The sequence below is a fragment of the Rhodococcus sp. 05-340-2 genome, from assembly GCF_002258915.1.
Classification (GTDB): domain Bacteria; phylum Actinomycetota; class Actinomycetes; order Mycobacteriales; family Mycobacteriaceae; genus Rhodococcoides.
The window spans coordinates 1-18,692 of sequence record NZ_NOYU01000038.1; the positions used below are offsets into that span (position 1 = coordinate 1).

Consider the following 18,692-nt stretch of genomic DNA (forward strand, 5'->3'; position numbering starts at 1 on the left):
GGCGGGAGGTGGTGTCGGGGCAGGAGCAGGAGCGTCGTCCACGGACACACCGTGGTCGGTCACCAACGCGGCGAACCCGCCCGCGTAACCCTGCCCCACGGCTCGCACCTTCCAGCTTCCCTGTCGGCGGTAGATCTCCAGCGCGATCACGATCGACTCCGAGCTCAAACCGTCGATCGTGTACTCGTACAGCACATTTCCGCTTGCGTCGCTCACTCGCGCGACGGGAGCGGCGGATCGACCGAAGTTGCTCGACGCGTCGTCGAGGGTGATGACGGCGCGGATCTGCTCGATGTCGGCGGGAACTGCAGCGAGCGATACGGCGAGCCGGGCCGGTCCGCCCTGACCGGGCTCGAGGCGCACGCCGGGGCCGGTGGGCTGGTTGAAGAACACGAAATCGGCGTCGGTGCGTACTTTTCCGGCGTCGGTGACCAGCAGCGCAGACAGGTCCGCAGGTACGGCCAATGCGATGGAGACGACGACGTCACCGACGGTGAGGGGGCCGTTCTGACCCTTGGACAACGGTTGACCGGCCGGAGCAGACAATGTGGTGGACTCTCTCTCGAAGTGCTGGTTACCGTCATCCAATGTACTTGTTCGATTTGTCCGACTGGTGTGGCTGCGATTCGGTGGCGGTCAGATCTGGCGGAGCGTGAACAGGTCGCCCGGTGTGCAGCCGAGGACGCGACAGACGGCGGTGAGTGTCGAGAATCGGATGGCCTTGGCGCGGTCGTTCTTGAGCACCGACAGATTGACGACGCTGACCCCGGCGAGACGCGAGAGCTCGGCGAGCGTCATTCCGCGGGCGTCGAGAATCTCGCCCAGATGGCAGACGACGAGGTGGTCGACGAATTCCTCCGCCATCAGACCAAACCATCGGCATCGCGCGCGAGCTTGGTGCCTTGGGTGATGGCGGCGTAGGCGAACTGCAGGAAGGTCGACACGGCGATTGCGATCCAGAGACCGGTGACAGGCCGCGCAGTGTCGATGGTCGTGCTCAGCTCGAGCGCACCGACGACGCTGTTGGTGCCGAGCATGTTCATGAACCCAGTGATGATGGGGTACGCGAGAATGCACACGCCGATCAGCACGACGTCGGTGCGCGCGGCGTTGGTGAAGGGATTCCCCGCAATCACGCGGTTGCAGAAGCGGTAGAAGAACAGCAGACCCACCAGGATGATGACCAGACCGACGACGGTTGCGCCGTAGCGCATCACGTCGATGAAGCCCAGCAGCCGCGTGATCTCGGCCTTCGGAACACTGAGCTCGACCGAGTTTCCCGGTTGCAACTGGCCCCCGAACAACTCGACGGGCGGTGTGTTCGATTCGGGTTCGACCGTGGCGACGACGTAGTCCGAGGAGTGGTATTTCCACATTTTCCAGCCGGACCAGCCCACGGCCAGTGCCGCATAGAACACCATCGACCATTTGTTCGTCCGCATCGAGCTCAGTCCGTATGCCATCCCGCCGCCTCCATATCGATAGTCGATAACAACGAATATCGATAACCTATCGCTTATCGATAGGGTGTCAAGGGCCGGCCGTGTTCACCGCCTCAGAGCAGCCGCCACATGTCGCTCGATTTCCGACGCCAGGCCGGCGGTATCGGCCGGCGCAATGTCGATCGTCGGTGCGGAGTGCACGATGTACCGGCCGTCCTGCTCGAAGTCCATCCAGAAGAACGAGACGGCATCGGTGTCGCGGCGGTTGTCGTAGGTCTTGCCACGCGCGACGATGATCTCGCCGACTGCAGACCGTGGGCGGTCGAAGAACGACCGGAACTGCTCGTCCGCCGTCGCACCCCGGGTCGCGGTGGACAGATGCGATCCGCCCGAAGTCGCTGCAGCAGTGGCACGTTCGAGTCGCTCGGCCGGTCGGTGGCCGGCAGTGACAGTGGGTACGGATCCGAGAGCTACGGCGGGGGCGTGGGCGGGTTCGGTCAGTTCGATGGTGACGGCACCGCCGGAGGAGGCGTCGGGCCCCGGCTCCTGGGTGAGTACCGCGGCCGTGTCGTGACGAATCGCTGCGTGGCTGCGGACGATTCCGTAGCGGGAATCGGTTGTCTCGCCTCGACATTCGATACGAACGATCGGGTCGACGATGGTCCGAACAGCTGCGCCGAGCTTCTCGTCCATCATCGCGTCGATCCTCGCCGACGCCTCCCGCCGCAGTTGTCGGAGTTCGTCCACGGTCTCGACGTCGATGGTGACCGCCAGGGGATACGGCAGTCGGTCGCGTCCGAATCGACTGCACAGCAGCATGAAGTCGATGCCGGGCATGGTCCAGCTCGTCATCGTCAGCCGCCGAGTACCGGAGGTGCAACCAGAGGCAGATCGCCGATCAATTCGCTGCCGTTGCTCACGTCGACGAGGTAACCGGGAGTTGCGTGTTCGCCGTCGTTGTCGCCGGCACCGCGCGCACCGCCCATGGCACCCATTCCCGGCATGCCGTGCGCTCCCGCGCGCCCGGCCGCCGCAGCTGCGCTGCCGGGACCACCGGTACCGCCTGCCCCGCCGCCCGCCCCGCCACCGATCGGAGGGCCGAGAACCGATCCGCCGTAACCCGATCCGGCACCGGAACTGCCTCCGGATCCGACTCCGTATCCCGCACCGCCGCCGTAGCCCGATCCATTGGATCCGGCGAAGCCGCTGCCGCCCGGTCCTGTTCCGCCGTAGCCGCCGCCGGGACCAGCGCCGACCCCGGAACCCGTACCACCGCCGGAAGCACCCGGCCCGGTGGCCGCTGCGGCACGTGTTTCACCGGAGTTGTCGGCCGGAGGCAGGGAACCCGAACCGCTCGACCCGGGCTGCTCCGACGCAGCAGTACCGCTCCGACCCGCTTCGGTAGCCTCGGCGGAGCCGGCCTGCGCCTGTGTTGCAGCCGTCCGGGCCGCCGAATCTCCTCCGTCCGCGCCGGTGGTGCCGGAGGTCGACCCGACACCGCCACCTCCGCCTCCGGCGGAGGTGCCGAGTCCCCAGCCTCCGCTGGAACCGCCACCGTCAGCGACCGGGTTGTGCGCCGCCGGTAGCACGGGGACCTGGGAATCGGACTGCAATACCCCTGGTACGTAGACCGAGCGCATGATTCGGCGTGCTTCTTCCTGCTGCTCCTCTCGGGCCGACACTGCATCCTTCGCGGCGAAGGGAATGGGCAGAAGGGCATCGATCATGCTGCTTCCGGGCGCAACCACCGGTGGCATCCGCGACTGTGTCTGCGTGAAGCCGGAGTGCGCCTCGAGCAATTTGTTGCTGATCAAGCTCATCGAGGTGGACAGCGCGGTCGCGGACGAGACGTAGTTGCCCACACCGCCGCGGACGGCGTCGGCTGTCGGTCCCGACCAGCCCGACGTCATGGCCGCCTCGATGCCGGAACGGAATCCGTCGGATCCGGTGGTTGCGGCAGCGGACAAGTCGTTCCAGTTCTTGGACGAGTTCACGATGGTGGCGGTTCCCAGCGATTCGACCATGGTCACGATCTGCTCGTGCGGCATCACCTCGAACGCCTCGGTGATGACCACTTCGGTCGGCTCGAACTCGCCGCGGTAGTCGAGGGCCACGTTCGCCTTCTCGAATGCCGCGTCCAGAACGGAGTCGAGAAATTCGGGACCCACCGGCGTCACGAACGTACTGGTGACGATCTTGTCGATCGTCGCTGCGAGTTCCTCGTACGGATCCGTCATACCCACCCCTTGCCCCGCGTCTGTCTCCCCGACGAACAGTTAGACGCGGCGCACGGCGGTTCGGTTCCGCAGCCACTCGAGGATTTCCTCGGTGGCCCGGACGCCGGAGGAGTCGGTGACGGTCAACCCGGGCCGGGTGAAGCCGAGCAGCTCCAGTTCACCGTGCCGAGGACGGATCGCAGCGTCGGCCGCGATGAGCATCTCGGCGTCGAGCGCCCCGTCACCGGCGGCGAAGACTCGGGCATCGGCGTCGAGGGTGCCGTCCTGAATCAGCCTGGTCCGAACCTCGGCCACCGCAGAGCTCTTGCACACCGCGTTGGGCATCGTGTAGATCTTGCGCCCCTGTTGCGAGACGTTCCAGTCCCGAGCGGCGCACCACTGCGACCACTCCGCGACGAAGCCCTCGGGCACAGCGGCCGTGTTCACCACCAGGTAGCAGAACAGGCCGTCGGCCTCGCGGTACTTGAGGACCCAGTCCTCGGAGACCCGCGATCTCAACTCTGCACCGATGCCCGCCAGATCCAACGCGAACCCGTTGCGCCAATGCATGTCCGGCTCACCGTCGACGAGGATGTTGCCGCCGTTGCTGGTGATGGCGTATCGCCAGGGTGCGCCGGGCAGCGCGATCCGTCGAAACTGTTCGATGGTTCGCGTGGTGGTCGGCACCACGATCACGGTCTCGCTCAACTCTCGAAGAAGTGCAATCGAGCGAGAGCTCATGTAGGACAGTGGCTTTCCCTCGTACATCTCCACGCACTCGAACGAATCGTCCAGGGGGACACCGAGTGCGCCCTCGGAGAAGATCATCGTACGGTCGAGATCCACCGCGACGAGAGAGCTCACGACGCGTCCGCGTTCGAGACGTTCTTGATCAGCCCCATGCAGGAGTAGGCGAGGTCGGGAACCACGTCCACCGGTACTCCCCTGGCCGCGGCGAGCATCCGAATGTGTTCGTGCTCGGGCGCATCGGCGTCCCGCACCAGCACCCGCCACGGGACACGGCGCAGCAGCACCCGAGTGGTCTCGCCGACGCCGGGTTTGACGAAATTGACGTGCGAGATGCCGTACTCCTCGCGGACCTTCTCCACCGATGCCCATCCCGTCCAGGTGGGGGTTCGGTCGGAGGCGAGCACGGCGGTCACCGAGGCGGCGACCTCCTCCCGGACGTCTTCGAAACGTGCAGCGACGGTGTCGAGCAGGTGACGCGAGACGTCGTCGGGCGCGAGATCGGCGTAGTACTTCGCGCCGTGGAAGTCACCGGGGCGAATCAGTTCGTCGTTGAGCACGGTACGTGAAACCAGGCCCGACACAGTCGAATTGAGGCAGGCCGACGCAATCAGGAAGTCGTCACGGGTGCCGTACGTGCGCGCGCAGTTGCCCGGATCGGCGAGCACGGCGAGGTCGTCGTCGAACTCGGCTCCGGGAAAGTCGCGGAGTGCGGCGGTGAGTTCGCGGGCGATCGCACCCTTGCCGGTCCAGCCGTCGACGAACACCACCGAGCGTGAGTCGTGGTGCTCGGCAAGGTAGCGCAGTGCGACGGCGTCGATACCTCGATCGCGCACGATCGAGACGGCGTAGTGCGGAATTTCGATGCCGTGGGCTGCGAAGGCCCAGCGGCGCATGAGAATTCCGACGGGGGTGCCCGCGCGGGCCAGCGAGGCTAGTGCGATGTCGTGGCCGCGCTCGGCCAGCACGACCTCGGTGACGGTTCCGACCGCGACCGCCAGCCGCGATGCACTGTCCTGCAGCACCTTCTCGAACAGTTCGCGGTAGGCGAGATCCGGTTGGTACTCGACCGGGAGCGATTCGGCGTAGTGGGCGTCACCGGCCTGAATGCGCTTCTCCCGCTCTTCGATTCCTGCTTCGAGCGAGACCGACGAGAGGTCCTTGAGCAGCCAGGTGACTTCGTCCGCTGCGTAGGAGCCGAACTCGGGTCCGCGGAGTGGTTGTGCCCGCCGCGAGACCTCGAGCGCCACCGGGTCGGCTCCGGTCACGACCACGAGGAGCACGTCGGTGCCCGACGCGGCGAGAGTCTCGGCGGCTGCCGCGAGGGCGTCGGTGTCGGCGGGGGCGTCGGCGACGAGCACCAGTGTCGCCTCGTGCGGCCCGGACGCGTTGTAGAGGTAGCGCAGTCCCGATTCGTCCTCGGGCGCGGCGAATTCGAAGCCGCGGCGCAGGGGGTAGTCGGGCACGTCGAGAACGTATGCCGGTGACCGGGTGGTGGTCTGGAACAGGGCACGGTGTCCCCGCTTCTGCAGTGCCGCCGCGAGTCGAAGCGGCAGATACATCAGCTCCTCGTGGCCGATGACGACCACCGGTGCCGATTCGGGGAGCGCTGCAGCGACGGTGGCCGACAGATCGTCGATCGCGGAGTCGAAACCTGCCGCGTCGGATCGGAGGAATCCGTGGCGGCCGCCGTCGGGCAGGGTCGCCGGCCAGTGGGCGTCGACTCGACGAACCGAACCAGGCTGTGCAGCAGTGGGATTGAACACCGGATCGGGTAGGTCCAGCACCGTCTCCACCAGACCCTGCTCCAGCTCGACCGATCCCTGCGCCAGGCTCACGTTGTCGATTCGAACGCCGAGTTCCGTTGCCACCGCAGCGGCAGCAGCGAGATGCTCGGCGGTGCGCATGTCCACCAGGGAGGCGATGACGTAGTGCGCGCGCTCGGCCGACGCGTGAATCTGTCGCAACGCATCCAACGCGGTCGCTCCGGTCGAGATCTCGTCGTCGACGAGTATCAACGGCAGGTCGCCGGCGAGCAGGTCGGCCGATGTGGGCATCAGCAGGTGGTCGGTGGCGTGCGAGTGACCCTCCTCGAACTCGCCGTGCACGGTCATGCCGGGAACGGGGCGACGCGTCGAGTGCAGGTAGCAGTGTGCGCCCAGAGCCGTCGCAACCGTATGGCCCAATCCCGTTGCCGTTTCTGCGAATCCGAGAACGTCGACATCGGAACCGTTCACCGCGGTGCGCACCAGAGCGGCCAGTTCGTTGCCGGCGGCGATCACGACGTCCGGGTCGACGGGTATGTGTTTGCCGAGCACCGTCGAGACCAGCAGGTGGGCGCGGCGGGGGTTGCGACGCAGACCGGGACGCACCAATTGTGTTGCCGTCCAGGACGACGACGAGCCGGTGTCGGTGAGCACGATGCCGTCGGCCGGATTCGCGTTCATCGCTGTGCCAGTGCGGTCAGTAGATCCACGAACGTGATCCCCTCGTTGGTGACGCCGAACGCCTTGGCGCGCACCATCGTCTGCTTCGCCCAATTGCGGTGCGGGCCCAGTTCGTTCATCTTGTTGCGGTAGCCGGATGCCTGGACGCCGCCCTGGTCGGACGAGAGAATGTCGAGTGCGTCGTGGTACTCCTCGTGCGTCACTGCGGACAGTGCGTGCACCGCAGGCACGTGCGAGGGGTGGATGACGGTCTTGCCCTGAATGCCGTTCGCACGGTCGAGTGCCACCTCGCGCAGGAGGGCGTCGAGGTCGCTGCTGACCAATTGCTGGCGGAAGCGTACGGCCTCTTGGTCGACGAACGGCGTCTGACGCAGCAGGGGGCGGAACATGCGTTCGTGGTCTGCGAAGTACTCCCACACCGGTCCGGTGATGACGAATCCCGATCCGTCGTACCGGCCCAGGTGATTGACGATCGCGCTGATGACGTCGGCGACGACGCGGACGTCGTAGATCGTCAGGTCGCGGTCGCGGCGGATGCCGAAGGTCCCGCACATGTCGGTCGCCCCGATGCGCACCGCCAGCACCGTGTCGCGATAGCGGCCGAGGAGTTCACGGATGGCAACGAGTTCCGCGTCGCGCGTCTCCCGGTGCACCACCTCCGTGGATTCGAGGACGGGCATGGCGAACAGACGGGTGCCGTGTGCCTTCGATGCGGCGACGATCTCGTCGAGGGACTCGGCTCCGCGTGCTGCCGTGAACTTCGGTACGACGAATCCCGCGAGCCCGGCGGCACCGTGGTCGAGGCCGGCGCAGATGCTGCGGATGTGCGCGGCGGTACGAGCCCGAACGAACACGAGCGATCTCGAACCCGAGAGTTCGTTCAGAGTTCGCACGGTGTTGGCCAGCGCTTCTTCCAGATTATGGTCCGCCACAGCGTCTTCGAGATCGATGACGATGGACCGCACACCCTCGTCGGTGCGTTTGTTCACCGTCGCGGTCAGGTCGGGACGCGTCGCCGGGATGTACAGCGTTGCGCCGAGAGCCGTTGCCACGAGGTCGTTTCCGTCGCTCGTCTCGATGTCCTCCGGCTGCAGGAAGAACACTCGGTCACGGGTGTCTGCGTCGAGATGGCGAAAGTGTTGCACCACTGTCCTTCGTGTGAATGTGATCAGTGCGAGGTACGCATGCGGTCGATCACGCCTGCGATGAAGTCCGAAATGGTATCCAGATCCTGCAGATATGACCAGTAGTCGGGATGGGTACCCGTCAGCGCCGTGCTCGCCCTGTCGATCCGGGCGAGCTGAGCATCCAACACCGAGCCCCATTCGGCAACCAGACCGCGATTGATCGCGAGTTGTTGAGCGTCACGAAGTTTGAACCGCACTTTGTTCTCGGTCTCTTTCGGATCGGCCTTGACCGCGCGCAGTAGCCGAACTCGGTCGGTGACCGCGTCGACCAGCTGTTCGGCATCGCTCAGGTGTTGGCGCGCCTGGGTCACCAGATCCAGTGCGTGTTCGGGATTGCCCGCACCGAGTGCCGAACGCGCCGCGCTCAGATCCTCGTCGGCCTGCTCGATGTGACGCGCACTCGACCGTTCGTTGCGAGACAGGTCTGCCGAGCTCTTGGCGTTGAACTCCCGAAGCAGACTCGAGAATGCCGGGGCAATGCCCTCGGATCTCGTTCGCACGGCTTCGATTCGGGTGCGCACCGAGGCCAGTGCCGTCTTGGCCTCCTGAAGACGTCCCGGGGCCGAGTCCACGGCAGCCCGCAGTGCGGCGGCTCGGTCACGGACCAGGGCGGCGTGCTCTCGGGCACGCAGGGGGTCACGCTGGTCGGCCTGTAATTGCGTTGTTGCCGAATCGAGTTCGCGCCACGCCTGCCGGAGTGATGGGTAGCCGGCAAACTGTTCGTCGACGGTGGATCGGGCTGCGTCGGCCTCGGCCAAGGCGTCCTGGACCAGGCGCGGGGTGGCGGCGAACTGAGCGGAGGCCTGCTCGAGGGTGCCTCGATGAGCGTCGTAGAACCGGTCCACGGCAGTGCTGGCATCGTGCAGAAGCGCGGTCGCTCGGTCGAAGGCCGATCTGGCGGCCGGGGTGGTGATTCCGTCGAACTGCTCGACGGCAGCGAGGTAGGCGGCTCCGGCGTCGAAACACTGCTTCTCGGTGTCGGTCCATCGGCCCGCGAGTCGATCCTGGGGGCGCAGTGCGGTGGAGGCCTCGACGCCCGCCGAGGCGATGGACTGACGCTTGTCCATGTCGAGAAACGCGGCGACAGCGTTGTCCTGGGAACGACGCGCGGCGGCGTCCGCTTCGGCACCCCGGCGGAACACCCCAGGCCAGCGACTTGTCACCTGTTCGATAGTACTGACGGGAACCCTGGCGATGTCGTACTCGTTGGCGGAGTACGTCCAAGAACCGGACATTCCCACTACGGTTGAACCCGTAACGGGAAACCAATTGCGAAAGGACCTCTCCATGGGCGTCAGCCTCAGCAAGGGTGGCAATGTCTCGCTCACCAAGGCAGCTCCGAACCTGACCGCGGTTGTGGTCGGTCTCGGATGGGACATCCGCACGACGACCGGCACCGACTTCGATCTCGACGCCAGCGCCATCGCTCTGAACTCGACGAAGAAGGCCCTGAGCGACGGGCACTTCGTGTTCTTCAACAACCTGAAGTCTCCCGACGGCTCCATCGAGCACACCGGCGACAACACCACGGGTGAGGGCGACGGAGACGACGAGCAGATCAAGGTCGATCTCGCCGCTGTGCCGCCGGAGATCGAGACCATCACTTTCCCCGTATCGATCTACGATGCGGACGCACGCTCGCAGTCGTTCGGTCAGGTGCGCAACGCGTTCATCCGCGTCATCAACCAGGCCGACAACTCCGAGCTCGCTCGCTACGACCTCAGCGAGGATGCCTCCACCGAGACCGCGATGGTCTTCGGTGAGCTGTACCGCAACGGCGCGGAGTGGAAGTTCCGCGCAGTCGGTCAGGGATACGCGTCCGGACTCGCAGGAATCGCACGCGATTTCGGAGTAAACGTGTAGTAAAGACCCTCTCAAGATTGGGAGTACCCCCGCCTCGTCATTCATGATGGGCGGGGGTTTTTCCGTCTTTAGTCTCGAGAAGGGCCACGACTGTGGTTGTGAAGATCTTCGGATGGTCGATCGCGGTCACCATCGTGTCCGTCATCGTGGCTTTCCTGTACGGCGGGATCGAGGCGATGATCCTCGTCCTCATCCTCGGTGTGCTCGAGGTGTCGCTGTCCTTCGACAATGCCGTCATCAATGCCACCGTGCTGCGACGCATGAGCGAGTTCTGGCAGAAGATCTTCCTCACCATCGGCATCATCATCGCCGTGTTCGGTATGCGGCTGCTGTTCCCGCTGGTCATCGTCTGGGCTGCGTCGGGCCTCGGTCCGGTCGCCGCCATCGATCTGGCGCTGAATCCGCCGGCAGACGGCGCCGCGACCTTCCCGGACGGTTCGCCCAGCTACGAGACGCTCCTCACCGACGCGCATCCGCAGATCGCTGCATTCGGCGGCATGTTCCTGCTCATGCTCTTCCTCGGCTTCATCTTCGAGGACCGCGACATCACCTGGCTGAGCTGGCTCGAGAAGCCCCTCGCTCGCATCGGCCGGCTCGATCAGCTGTCCGTGGTCGTCGCAGGCCTGCTGCTGGTACTGAGCGCCGAATTCCTCGCCGACGACGACAAGATCTCCACCGTCATGGTCTCCGGCGTGCTCGGCATGATCACGTACATCGCGGTCAACGGACTCGGTGAGCTCTTCCACGTCGAAGAAGAGGGCGAGGAGTCCTCGAACGGTCCGAGCGAATTGGCGAAGGCGACGGGTAAGGCCGGGTTCTTCCTGTTCCTCTACCTCGAGGTGCTCGACGCGTCCTTCTCGTTCGACGGTGTCATCGGTGCCTTCGCCATCACCGCGGACCCCATCATCATCGCGCTCGGCCTCGGCTTCATCGGCGCGATGTTCGTCCGCTCGATCACGGTCTTCCTGGTTCGCAAGGGAACGTTGTCCGACTACGTGTACCTCGAGCACGGTGCGCACTGGGCGATCGGTGCGTTGTCCATCATCCTGCTGGTCTCGATCGGTGTGCACATCAACGAGCTGATCACCGGTTTCGTGGGAATCCTGTTCATCGGAGCCGCTCTGCTGAGCAGCATCCGACGCAACAAGCGTCTCGAGAAGGAAGGCGTGGAGACCGCCGTCAGCGTCTGACCGGCGGTCTCACAGCTCCGAGATATCCACCAGTCCGTCTTGGAGGGCCCGTGCCACCAGCCCTGCCTTGGTCGGTGCCGGGCGCCCGACAGAGGTGTACTTGGCCCGAATGCGGGTGAGGTGGGTGTTGACGGTGCCGAGCGAGAGAAACAGTGCTTTCGCCACTTCGGTCTTCGAATCGTGTCGAATCCAGCAGAGCAGGACCTCGATCTCGCGGTCGGTCAGATCCGGTCGGGGCGGGAACGGGCTCGCGGCGGCGGGAACGGGGTGTATCTGCATGGGGGGTGGAACCAGGCTGATGGGGCCACGTGAGCGAAGCGGTACCGGGAGCGATGAGCCGCTCTCGGAGGGCATGGGGTCGAGCAGAGCGGACATCAGATCTCCCGGGCGCCGAAGTGGGTTGAGACCAACTAAACCAATGAGAACGATTCTCACAGGTAATTGGCAGGTTTTCTGCCCTGACTATTAGGGGCATTGAACCGTCAACCATGCGTTCCCTCGTGCCGAGACTGTGGGATGAACCACAGCAGGGCCGCCGTCGTCGAGTCAATCCTGCGGAGGTAGCTCGGGCATCGGGAGCCAGCCGTCCTCGACCGCTCGCTTGTACAGATCGGTTTTCGTCGGTGCCGGACGCCCCGCCTCGGCGTATTTGTTGCGGATCCGAACCAGATAGTCGTTGACGGTCTGCTCGGACAGTCCGGCCAGGCGGGCGACGCGTCCGGCCTTCTCGCCCGACGCGTAGAGGGCGAGTACCTCGCGCTGGCGTGGACTGAGTCCGACGTCGGGGAGCTGCGGATCGCCGTCGATCGCGGCAGCCCAGTCCGTCGTCACGACCTGCCCGCCGCTCGCTGCGCGTCGGATCGCGGAGACGATCGCCGCTGCGGGTGCGGACTTTCGGACCACGCCCAGCACGCCTGCACGGGCTGCCGAGCGAACCAGGAAGGCGTTCTCGGCACCGGTGTAGACGAGGACGCGCGCGCCTGCATTGTGCAACTGCTCCACGTTCGAGCGGGGTGACGAACCGTCACCGAGACGAAGATCGAGCACGACCAGATCGAATGTCTGCTGCTGGGCGAGCAACTCAGAGACCGTGGCGGCGGTGGACACCAGTTCCAGATCGGGTTCGTCCGCGAGCATTGCCTTGAGTCCGAGCGCTACCGATTCGTGGTCCTCGACGAGGCCGACGCGTCGTACTTCGGTGATCTGCTCCCCGGTGTTCCCCTGCGATCGTGACGCCTGCGTCATGTCCCCGCCCCACTGTGCGTCCTACTGCCCCGATGATGTCGTCAACGATGTCGATGCCGGCCGGCGAGACGTTACCGACTCGGGGTCGGTTTCGTCGCTCGACGGGATCCGCGCGTGCGCTCGGATGAACAAGACGAACAGCACGATCAGCAGCAGCGCTCGTCCCCACACCCCGACGAGAACGAAGAACTCCTCGTCGTTGGCATCGGCACCCGAGGCCAACGCGGCGAAGTACTTGAAGACGCCGATTCCCATCGACAGATCGACGAGCAGATACGCGGCGACGAGTCCCCACGGGACGCGAAGCAGCACCAGGAAGGGCAGCAGCCACAGCGTGTACTGCGGCGAGTGCACCTTGTGCAGCAGCATGAACCCGCACAGCATCGATCCGCTCACAGCGACCCACGGGTACGTCCCGTCGACCTTTGCGCGACGCCAGCCGAGCCACAGCGCAAGAGCGAACGCGGCGAACACCAGCAGCGGCGACGCGACGTCGACCACGTCCTGGAAGGATGCCTCGGCCTCGGCGTAGGCATCGGGAGTCATCTGGTCGCTGATGTAGAAGTGGCGCAGCCCCCAGTACCAGATGGAGTTGGTCGTCAGGTCTGCCTGCCGCAGCGACTGGAATGTGAAGGATGCGCGCCACCCCTCGTAACCGAGCACTGCGAACGGCAGATTCACTGCGACGACGGTGCCGATCGCAGCGCCGGCAACCATCAGGCCGCCGCGGATGTCCCAGCGACCTTCGGCGGTGTCGGCGGACTCGCGCCCGTCGATGCCGCCGGTGACCACGTACGCGATCAGGGGCAACACGAATGCTCCCGGATAGAGCTTGAGGCAGAAGCCGACGGCCAGCAGCACCGACGCGAGAATCGCTCTGCGCCGCAGTGGCATCGGCAGCGTCATGACGAAGATCGCGCCGACGGCGGTGGCCACGACGGGAAGCTCCCAGTTGTGGAAGGCGTACATCACCAGCGGCGGTCCGATCGACCACAGCAAGGCGGACCAGCCCGCCATTCGGCCGAGCATCCAGGCGGTGAGCAGACCGAACGGCGCAAGAATCAACGCCGAGGTCAACAGGAACTGTGCATCGGTGTGGGCGGGAATGGCTCCGAGCCACATCAGCAACCCGCTGAGGACGGGGTACTCCACCGTCCCGCCCGTGAGGATCCCGTCGCTGGTGATGGCCCCGTGGATGTAGGGAAAGATGTGATTGTCGATGTCTCGGCCGAGCCACAGGAACTGGATGTCGGAGTAGCAGACCGAGGAATCCTTGATGGCGTCGAACACCGTGCTGCGGCCGGAGGCGTCGAACGGCGCGACCGCGCATCGGGCCTTGTTCAGATACCCCAGAATCAATCCCACCGCAGCCATCGCGACGACCACGACGACCGTCATCGGATTGGCGCGGACCCCGGATCGCATGGTGCAAGACTATGACGCGCGAACGCCGGACCGTGCGCCCGACGCGAATTAGCAGGTCAGGGCCCTGTCGTGTATCTTCGAGGGGTTGCTGACGCAACGACCCTCCTGCCACGGACAGTCCGTGGCCGTTTTCACTAGTCCACAGGAGGTGATGAGGTCTTATGCGTCATTACGAATTGATGGTCATTCTCGACCCCAATCTGGACGAGCGCACTGTCGCTCCGTCGCTCGATACGTTCCTCAACGTCGTTCGCAAGGATGGCGGCACCGTCGACAAGGTCGATGTGTGGGGCAAGCGTCGTCTGGCCTACGAAATCCTCAAGCATGCCGAGGGCATCTACGCCGTTGTGAACCTCAACGCCGAGCCTGCCACCGTCAGCGAGCTGGATCGTCAGCTCGGACTCAACGAGTCCGTTCTGCGTACGAAGGTCCTGCGACAGGGCAAGTAATTGTCGTTGCCCGCCTCTAGGCTGGCATCTACAACGCTTACTACTGAAAGAGGAACCATGGCAGGCGAGACCGTCATCACCGTCATCGGAAACTTGACGGCTGATCCAGAACTTCGATTCACCCCCGCCGGTGCGGCGGTTGCCAACTTCACGGTTGCATCGACCCCGCGCACATTCGATCGTCAGACGAACGAGTGGAAAGACGGCGACGCGCTCTTCATGCGCTGCAACATCTGGCGCGAGGCAGCGGAGAACGTTGCCGAGAGCTTGACCCGAGGCTCGCGAGTGATCGTGAGCGGACGGCTGCGGCAGCGCTCGTACGAGACGCGTGAAGGTGAGAAGCGGACAGTCGTCGAGCTCGAAGTCGACGAGATCGGACCTTCACTTCGCTACGCCACCGCAAAGGTCAACAAGGCCAATCGCGGTGGAGGTGGCGGCGGAGGCGGCTTCAACTCCGGCTCCGGCTCCGGTTCCTCCGGCGGATCGGGCGGCGGCCGCTCGAACTCCTCGTCCAACTCCGGTTCCGGTGGAGACGATCCCTGGGGCAGTGCCCCGGCGGCGTCGGGCTCCTTCGGCGGACGTGGCGGAGACGAAGAGCCACCGTTCTAGATCCTTCGATCGAGAACAACCAGATGTAACGGAGAAAGACCCATGCCCAAACCGCCATTGCGCGACAAGGTGCTCAAGAAGAAAGCGTGTTCCTTCTGCAAGGAAAAGAACACGTCGATCGATTACAAGGACACGACGTTGCTGCGTAAGTACGTCAGCGATCGCGGAAAGATCCGCGCTCGCCGTGTCACCGGCAACTGCGTCCAGCATCAGCGTGACGTGGCCGTTGCCGTGAAGAACTCGCGTGAGGTAGCACTGCTGCCTTACGCCGCGACGGCTCGATAGAAAGGGGCGATTGGTATGAAACTGATCCTCACCGCTGATGTGGACAACCTCGGTGCGCCTGGCGACACCGTAGAGGTCAAGGACGGCTACGGCCGTAACTTCCTGCTGCCCCGCGGACTGGCCATCCAGGCCACCCGTGGAGCTCAGAAGCAGGTCGACGGCATCCGCCGCGCTCAGGAAGCTCGTGCCGTCCGCGGCCTCGAGCACGCCAACGAGCTCAAGCAGGCCATCGAAGGCCTCGAGGCCGTCACGCTCTCCGTGAAGACCGCGGGCGACTCGGGCAAGCTGTTCGGCTCGGTCACCGCGTCGGACGTCGCTTCTGCTCTGAAGGCTGCCGGTGGCCCGGTCGTCGACAAGCGCAGCATCGATCTGCCGAAGGCTCACGTCAAGAGCACGGGCAAGCACGACATCGTCGTGAACCTGCACCCCGACGTGACCGCCAAGTTCAAGCTGGAGGTCGTCGGAAGCTGATTTCAGCTTTCGGCCCGTTACGGCACCGGAAAGCCCCACGAACCAAGGGTTCGTGGGGCTTTTTCGTGTCTTCTCACAAAATTCAACTGCCGCAACGGTTTCCGAATTGTGAAGGATCTCTCTCTAGGAGCCTATGGGCAGAGCTTTGCGTAACCTTTGCTGAGGGGCGACACAACAGCAGGACCAGCTCGACGAATCACCTGACGCCTAGACGCCCGGAGGAACGCCGCCGTGACCACGACCGTGGAACCCGATTCCGACCCCAGTCCCGAGACCCGATCCGAGTCGCAGTCTCGCTTCGGGTCGATCCTGAAATACGACGTACCGGCCTCGCTGGTCGTTTTCCTTGTTGCAGTGCCACTTTCGATCGGTATCGCCGTCGCATCGGGTGCGCCGATCATGGCCGGTCTCATTGCCGCGGTGGTCGGCGGAATCCTCGCCGGGATCCTCGGCGGATCACCGCTGCAGGTCAGCGGCCCGGCAGCAGGCCTGACCGTCGTCGTTGCCGAGCTGGTCAACCAATTCGGTTGGGGCGTAACGTGCGCCATCACGGTCCTGGCCGGTGCTGTGCAGATTCTTCTGGGAATGAGCCGGATTGCGCGCAGTGCGCTGGCCATCTCGCCGGTCGTGGTGCATGCGATGCTCGCCGGAATCGGTATAACCATTGCACTGCAACAGATTCACGTACTCCTCGGAGGAGAATCCGAAAGTTCGGCGGTCCAGAACATTCTGGCCATCCCCACGTCCGTCGCGAACGGTCAGTGGCCGTCGATCATCGTCGGCGGAATCGTCGTCGTGCTGATGTTCGCTTGGCCACGGTTGGGCGGGTTGTCCGGCGTGCTGGCCAAGGTCACCAAGGTGCCGGCCGCACTGGTCGCGGTGGTCACCGCCACCGCGGTCTCGATCTTCTTCTCCCTCGATGTCGAACGAATCGAGTTGCCCGGCAACCTGATCGAATCGCTGAGCTTCCCGATCATGCCCGACGGGCAGTGGAGTGCTTTCGCGACCGGCGTCATCACTATCGCGTTGATCGCCAGTGTCGAGAGTTTGCTCTCCGCGGTGGCCGTCGACAAGATGCACAGCGGTGAGCGCACCAACTTCGACCGGGAACTGATGGCTCAGGGCGCAGGCAACATGGCCTCCGGTGCCATCGGCGGTCTGCCGATCACCGGCGTGATCGTGCGCAGTGCCACCAACGTCAAGGTCGGTGCCAAGTCTCGTGCATCGGCGATTCTGCACGGCGTGTGGATTCTGATCTTCTCGGTACTGTTCATCTCGATCGTCGAACTGGTTCCGTTCGCCGCTCTGGCCGGACTGCTGGTGATGATCGGTGTGCAGCTGATCAAGCTGGCGGACATCAAGATTGCCAACAAGACCGGAGACATCGCGGTCTACGCGGTCACGGTCGTCGGAGTGGTGGCGCTCAACCTGCTCGAGGGTGTGTTGATCGGTTTGGCACTGTCGATCATCCTCGTGCTGCGCCGTGTCGTGTGGGCAAAGGTCAGGGCCGAGGAAACGGTCGACGGCACCTGGCGCGTCACCACCGAGGGTTCGTTGAGCTTCCTTGCGCTCCCTCGATTGACGCACGTGCTCTCCACAGTGCCCGCAGGCACCGCCGTCACCGTGCATCTGGGCGTCGACTTCCTCGATCACGCCGTGCACGACGCCCTGAACGAGTGGATGCGTCAGCACGAACTCGGCGGCGGCACCGTGAAGGTCGAAGAGGTGGGCACCGCCTCGATGGCGGCTGCTGCGCAGGGTCCGCCCAAGCGCGGATCCGCGACGGTACGCAGCTCGTTGGCGCCGTGGCGCGCATGGCAGCTCAAGAGCGATGTTGCGCAGGAAGATTCGCCTGCTGCTCTGCGGCCGGTGTTGAGCGGGGTGGCGGAGTACCACCGCACGCACGCCCCCAACATACGTCCGCACCTCGAGGGTCTGACCGACAACCAGGATCCCGACACTCTCTTTCTGTGCTGTGTGGATTCGCGCGTCATGCCGAACACGATCACCAGCAGCGGCCCAGGAGATCTGTTCACCGTCCGAAACATGGGCAACCTCGTGCCCACTCAGGGGCAGGACTGCTCGGTGGAGGCGGCGCTGGCCTTCGGTGTCGATCAGCTGGGCACCTCGTCGGTTGTGGTGTGCGGGCACTCGGGCTGCGGTGCCATGAAGGCGGTGCTGAGTGGGCCGGAGAACGCTGCGGACGCGTCCGTCGCGGAATGGTTGGGGTACGGGATGGCAAGCCTCGACGCGTACCGCAGCGGGCATGTGGTGGGTCGTCAGGCGGCGGAGCTCGGCTTCGGTGAGGCGGATCAACTCGCGATGGTGAACGTGGCGGTGCAGTTGCAGACGCTCACTCGTCATCGCGTCGTAGGCCGAGCCAACGCCGAGGGGCGGTTGCGAATCACCGGACTGTTCTTCGACATTCCCTCGGCACGAGTGCTTCAGATCGGTACCAAGGAGGTCACCGTGCTGGACCCGGCGAAGTGCCCGCAGGAGACGGTCGGCTGAGTTTCGTCGGCAGTATCGAGAGGCCCGATTCCAAGCCCGGAATCGGGCCCCTCGGGCTTGAACGGGACGTTGGTCTGTTTCTGTGAGGCTTCCCAGTCGCTGTGACCCAGTTCACCCTCGGGTTCACCTGGTATTTACTCAACACGCCCGAGCTGTCAATTCGGCCGACACGCCGATCCAGAATCGATGCACAGGAAGAAAACTTTATGTACACGCTCTGACCTGCCGAAAAGGGAGAAACTCGGAAAGTTATACCCAGGTTATCCCCAGACGGTCAACACGGTTGTTCAACACCATCCACATTTCATGCACAGATTCGTCCACAAGCCATGTTGTGACTCCTGCCGATAGCGCTTAACGTCCGTGCAGCGTCTCTCTCGATGCCGTGCAGCGGCGACGGGACAGTGCGAATCCGGTGCCGAGAAAGCTTGTCGGTGCCCGGGGGTAGAACTTGCTACACCGCACCGCCGGGTGATATCCGACGATGCCGACGACAATGGGGAGAGGACGGCCGGTTCGCGTGGCAGTTGTGGACGATCGAGGACAGTCCGACTACTCCGGCCCCTCGTCCAGCGAGGGACCCGGCGAGGATTTCGGTCGCCAGC

The 18,692-nt window shown here is 64.6% G+C and carries 19 protein-coding genes; 7 read left to right on the forward strand and 12 right to left on the reverse strand.

All coding sequences use genetic code 11. From position 1 onward, the window contains the following. From CH271_RS22565 to CH271_RS22605, 9 genes are all read right to left on the reverse strand, one after another. On the reverse strand, window positions 1-546 hold a 546-nt coding region (locus CH271_RS22565), incomplete at its 3' end, for a TerD family protein (protein ID WP_256986508.1). A gap of 90 nt (window positions 547-636) precedes the next feature. Beyond that, on the reverse strand, window positions 637-864 hold the full coding sequence (locus CH271_RS22570) for a helix-turn-helix domain-containing protein (RefSeq protein ID WP_032378705.1): 228 nt from the start codon (window positions 862-864) through the stop codon (window positions 637-639). Continuing rightward, window positions 864-1,463 carry a hypothetical protein gene (locus tag CH271_RS22575; RefSeq protein ID WP_256986509.1) on the reverse strand — a complete coding sequence of 200 codons (600 nt, stop codon included), beginning with the start codon at window positions 1,461-1,463 and terminating at the stop codon, window positions 864-866. The genes CH271_RS22570 and CH271_RS22575 overlap by 1 nt, the downstream gene beginning before the upstream one ends. 84 nt (window positions 1,464-1,547) lie before the next feature. Next, the gene (locus CH271_RS22580; protein ID WP_179274774.1) at window positions 1,548-2,279 is read right to left on the reverse strand and encodes an ESX secretion-associated protein EspG; all 732 of its coding nucleotides are present in this window, start codon (window positions 2,277-2,279) and stop codon (window positions 1,548-1,550) included. 17 nt (window positions 2,280-2,296) lie between these two features. Next, a complete protein-coding gene (locus CH271_RS22585; RefSeq protein ID WP_094634936.1) occupies window positions 2,297-3,679 on the reverse strand; it encodes a PPE domain-containing protein in 1,383 nt (460 codons plus the stop codon). Between the two features lie 39 nt (window positions 3,680-3,718). Beyond that, window positions 3,719-4,522, reverse strand: a complete 804-nt coding sequence (locus CH271_RS22590) for an HAD family hydrolase (protein WP_179274775.1) — start codon at window positions 4,520-4,522, stop codon at window positions 3,719-3,721. Further along, on the reverse strand, window positions 4,519-6,852 hold the full coding sequence (locus tag CH271_RS22595) for a phosphoribosyltransferase (protein WP_094634937.1): 2,334 nt from the start codon (window positions 6,850-6,852) through the stop codon (window positions 4,519-4,521). The genes CH271_RS22590 and CH271_RS22595 overlap by 4 nt, the downstream gene beginning before the upstream one ends. Next, window positions 6,849-7,997: an HpcH/HpaI aldolase/citrate lyase family protein gene (locus tag CH271_RS22600; protein WP_094635079.1), complete on the reverse strand. Its 1,149-nt coding sequence runs from the start codon at window positions 7,995-7,997 to the stop codon at window positions 6,849-6,851. Before CH271_RS22600 ends, CH271_RS22595 begins: the two co-directional genes overlap by 4 nt. 23 nt (window positions 7,998-8,020) lie before the next feature. Then, window positions 8,021-9,106 carry a hypothetical protein gene (locus CH271_RS22605; RefSeq protein WP_037195637.1) on the reverse strand — a complete coding sequence of 362 codons (1,086 nt, stop codon included), beginning with the start codon at window positions 9,104-9,106 and terminating at the stop codon, window positions 8,021-8,023. 220 nt (window positions 9,107-9,326) lie between these two features. Between CH271_RS22605 and CH271_RS22610 the strand changes: the two genes are divergently transcribed. After that, complete coding sequence (locus CH271_RS22610) at window positions 9,327-9,902, forward strand: TerD family protein (RefSeq protein ID WP_027495074.1); 576 nt, start codon at window positions 9,327-9,329, stop codon at window positions 9,900-9,902. Window positions 9,903-9,994: 92 nt separating this feature from the next. Next, window positions 9,995-11,092 carry a DUF475 domain-containing protein gene (locus CH271_RS22615; RefSeq protein WP_037195213.1) on the forward strand — a complete coding sequence of 366 codons (1,098 nt, stop codon included), beginning with the start codon at window positions 9,995-9,997 and terminating at the stop codon, window positions 11,090-11,092. Window positions 11,093-11,101: 9 nt separating this feature from the next. On the opposite strand, the gene CH271_RS22620 is transcribed toward CH271_RS22615, so the two are convergent. The 3 genes from CH271_RS22620 to CH271_RS22630 form a co-directional block, all read right to left on the reverse strand. Beyond that, entirely contained in the window at window positions 11,102-11,467 is a 366-nt protein-coding gene (locus tag CH271_RS22620) for a helix-turn-helix transcriptional regulator (protein ID WP_094634938.1), read from the reverse strand. A gap of 171 nt (window positions 11,468-11,638) precedes the next feature. Continuing rightward, window positions 11,639-12,337, reverse strand: coding sequence for a response regulator transcription factor (locus CH271_RS22625; protein WP_094634939.1), 699 nt, complete (start codon window positions 12,335-12,337; stop codon window positions 11,639-11,641). Window positions 12,338-12,358: 21 nt separating this feature from the next. Further along, entirely contained in the window at window positions 12,359-13,762 is a 1,404-nt protein-coding gene (locus CH271_RS22630; protein ID WP_094634940.1) for a glycosyltransferase family 87 protein, read from the reverse strand. Window positions 13,763-13,923: 161 nt separating this feature from the next. Between CH271_RS22630 and rpsF the strand changes: the two genes are divergently transcribed. The 5 genes from rpsF to CH271_RS22655 all read left to right on the forward strand — a co-directional run bounded on the left by rpsF (window position 13,924) and on the right by CH271_RS22655 (window position 18,087). Next, window positions 13,924-14,211: a 30S ribosomal protein S6 gene (rpsF, locus tag CH271_RS22635; protein ID WP_008711385.1), complete on the forward strand. Its 288-nt coding sequence runs from the start codon at window positions 13,924-13,926 to the stop codon at window positions 14,209-14,211. A 57-nt stretch (window positions 14,212-14,268) separates the two neighbouring features. After that, a complete protein-coding gene (locus tag CH271_RS22640) occupies window positions 14,269-14,820 on the forward strand; it encodes a single-stranded DNA-binding protein (protein WP_037195207.1) in 552 nt (183 codons plus the stop codon). Window positions 14,821-14,862: 42 nt separating this feature from the next. Beyond that, window positions 14,863-15,105: a 30S ribosomal protein S18 gene (rpsR, locus tag CH271_RS22645; RefSeq protein ID WP_032396926.1), complete on the forward strand. Its 243-nt coding sequence runs from the start codon at window positions 14,863-14,865 to the stop codon at window positions 15,103-15,105. 15 nt (window positions 15,106-15,120) lie between these two features. Beyond that, complete coding sequence (rplI, locus tag CH271_RS22650; RefSeq protein WP_032378698.1) at window positions 15,121-15,576, forward strand: 50S ribosomal protein L9; 456 nt, start codon at window positions 15,121-15,123, stop codon at window positions 15,574-15,576. 231 nt (window positions 15,577-15,807) lie between these two features. Then, a complete protein-coding gene (locus tag CH271_RS22655) occupies window positions 15,808-18,087 on the forward strand; it encodes a SulP family inorganic anion transporter (protein ID WP_094634941.1) in 2,280 nt (759 codons plus the stop codon). Window positions 18,088-18,692: the final 605 nt, after the last annotated feature.

What these genes read in the sequence shown, in the direction of transcription:
- CH271_RS22580 (WP_179274774.1), bottom strand. Translation starts at nt 2,279, where the DNA reads ATGCCCGGCATCGACTTCATGCTGCTGTGCAGTCGATTCGGACGCGAC.
- rplI (WP_032378698.1), top strand. Translation starts at nt 15,121, where the DNA reads ATGAAACTGATCCTCACCGCTGATGTGGACAACCTCGGTGCGCCTGGC.
- CH271_RS22630 (WP_094634940.1), bottom strand. Translation starts at nt 13,762, where the DNA reads ATGCGATCCGGGGTCCGCGCCAATCCGATGACGGTCGTCGTGGTCGTC.
- CH271_RS22625 (WP_094634939.1), bottom strand. Translation starts at nt 12,337, where the DNA reads ATGACGCAGGCGTCACGATCGCAGGGGAACACCGGGGAGCAGATCACC.
- CH271_RS22585 (WP_094634936.1), bottom strand. Translation starts at nt 3,679, where the DNA reads ATGACGGATCCGTACGAGGAACTCGCAGCGACGATCGACAAGATCGTC.
- CH271_RS22570 (WP_032378705.1), bottom strand. Translation starts at nt 864, where the DNA reads ATGGCGGAGGAATTCGTCGACCACCTCGTCGTCTGCCATCTGGGCGAG.
- CH271_RS22595 (WP_094634937.1), bottom strand. Translation starts at nt 6,852, where the DNA reads ATGAACGCGAATCCGGCCGACGGCATCGTGCTCACCGACACCGGCTCG.
- rpsF (WP_008711385.1), top strand. Translation starts at nt 13,924, where the DNA reads ATGCGTCATTACGAATTGATGGTCATTCTCGACCCCAATCTGGACGAG.
- CH271_RS22640 (WP_037195207.1), top strand. Translation starts at nt 14,269, where the DNA reads ATGGCAGGCGAGACCGTCATCACCGTCATCGGAAACTTGACGGCTGAT.
- CH271_RS22575 (WP_256986509.1), bottom strand. Translation starts at nt 1,463, where the DNA reads ATGGCATACGGACTGAGCTCGATGCGGACGAACAAATGGTCGATGGTG.
- CH271_RS22610 (WP_027495074.1), top strand. Translation starts at nt 9,327, where the DNA reads ATGGGCGTCAGCCTCAGCAAGGGTGGCAATGTCTCGCTCACCAAGGCA.
- rpsR (WP_032396926.1), top strand. Translation starts at nt 14,863, where the DNA reads ATGCCCAAACCGCCATTGCGCGACAAGGTGCTCAAGAAGAAAGCGTGT.
- CH271_RS22620 (WP_094634938.1), bottom strand. Translation starts at nt 11,467, where the DNA reads ATGTCCGCTCTGCTCGACCCCATGCCCTCCGAGAGCGGCTCATCGCTC.
- CH271_RS22605 (WP_037195637.1), bottom strand. Translation starts at nt 9,106, where the DNA reads ATGGACAAGCGTCAGTCCATCGCCTCGGCGGGCGTCGAGGCCTCCACC.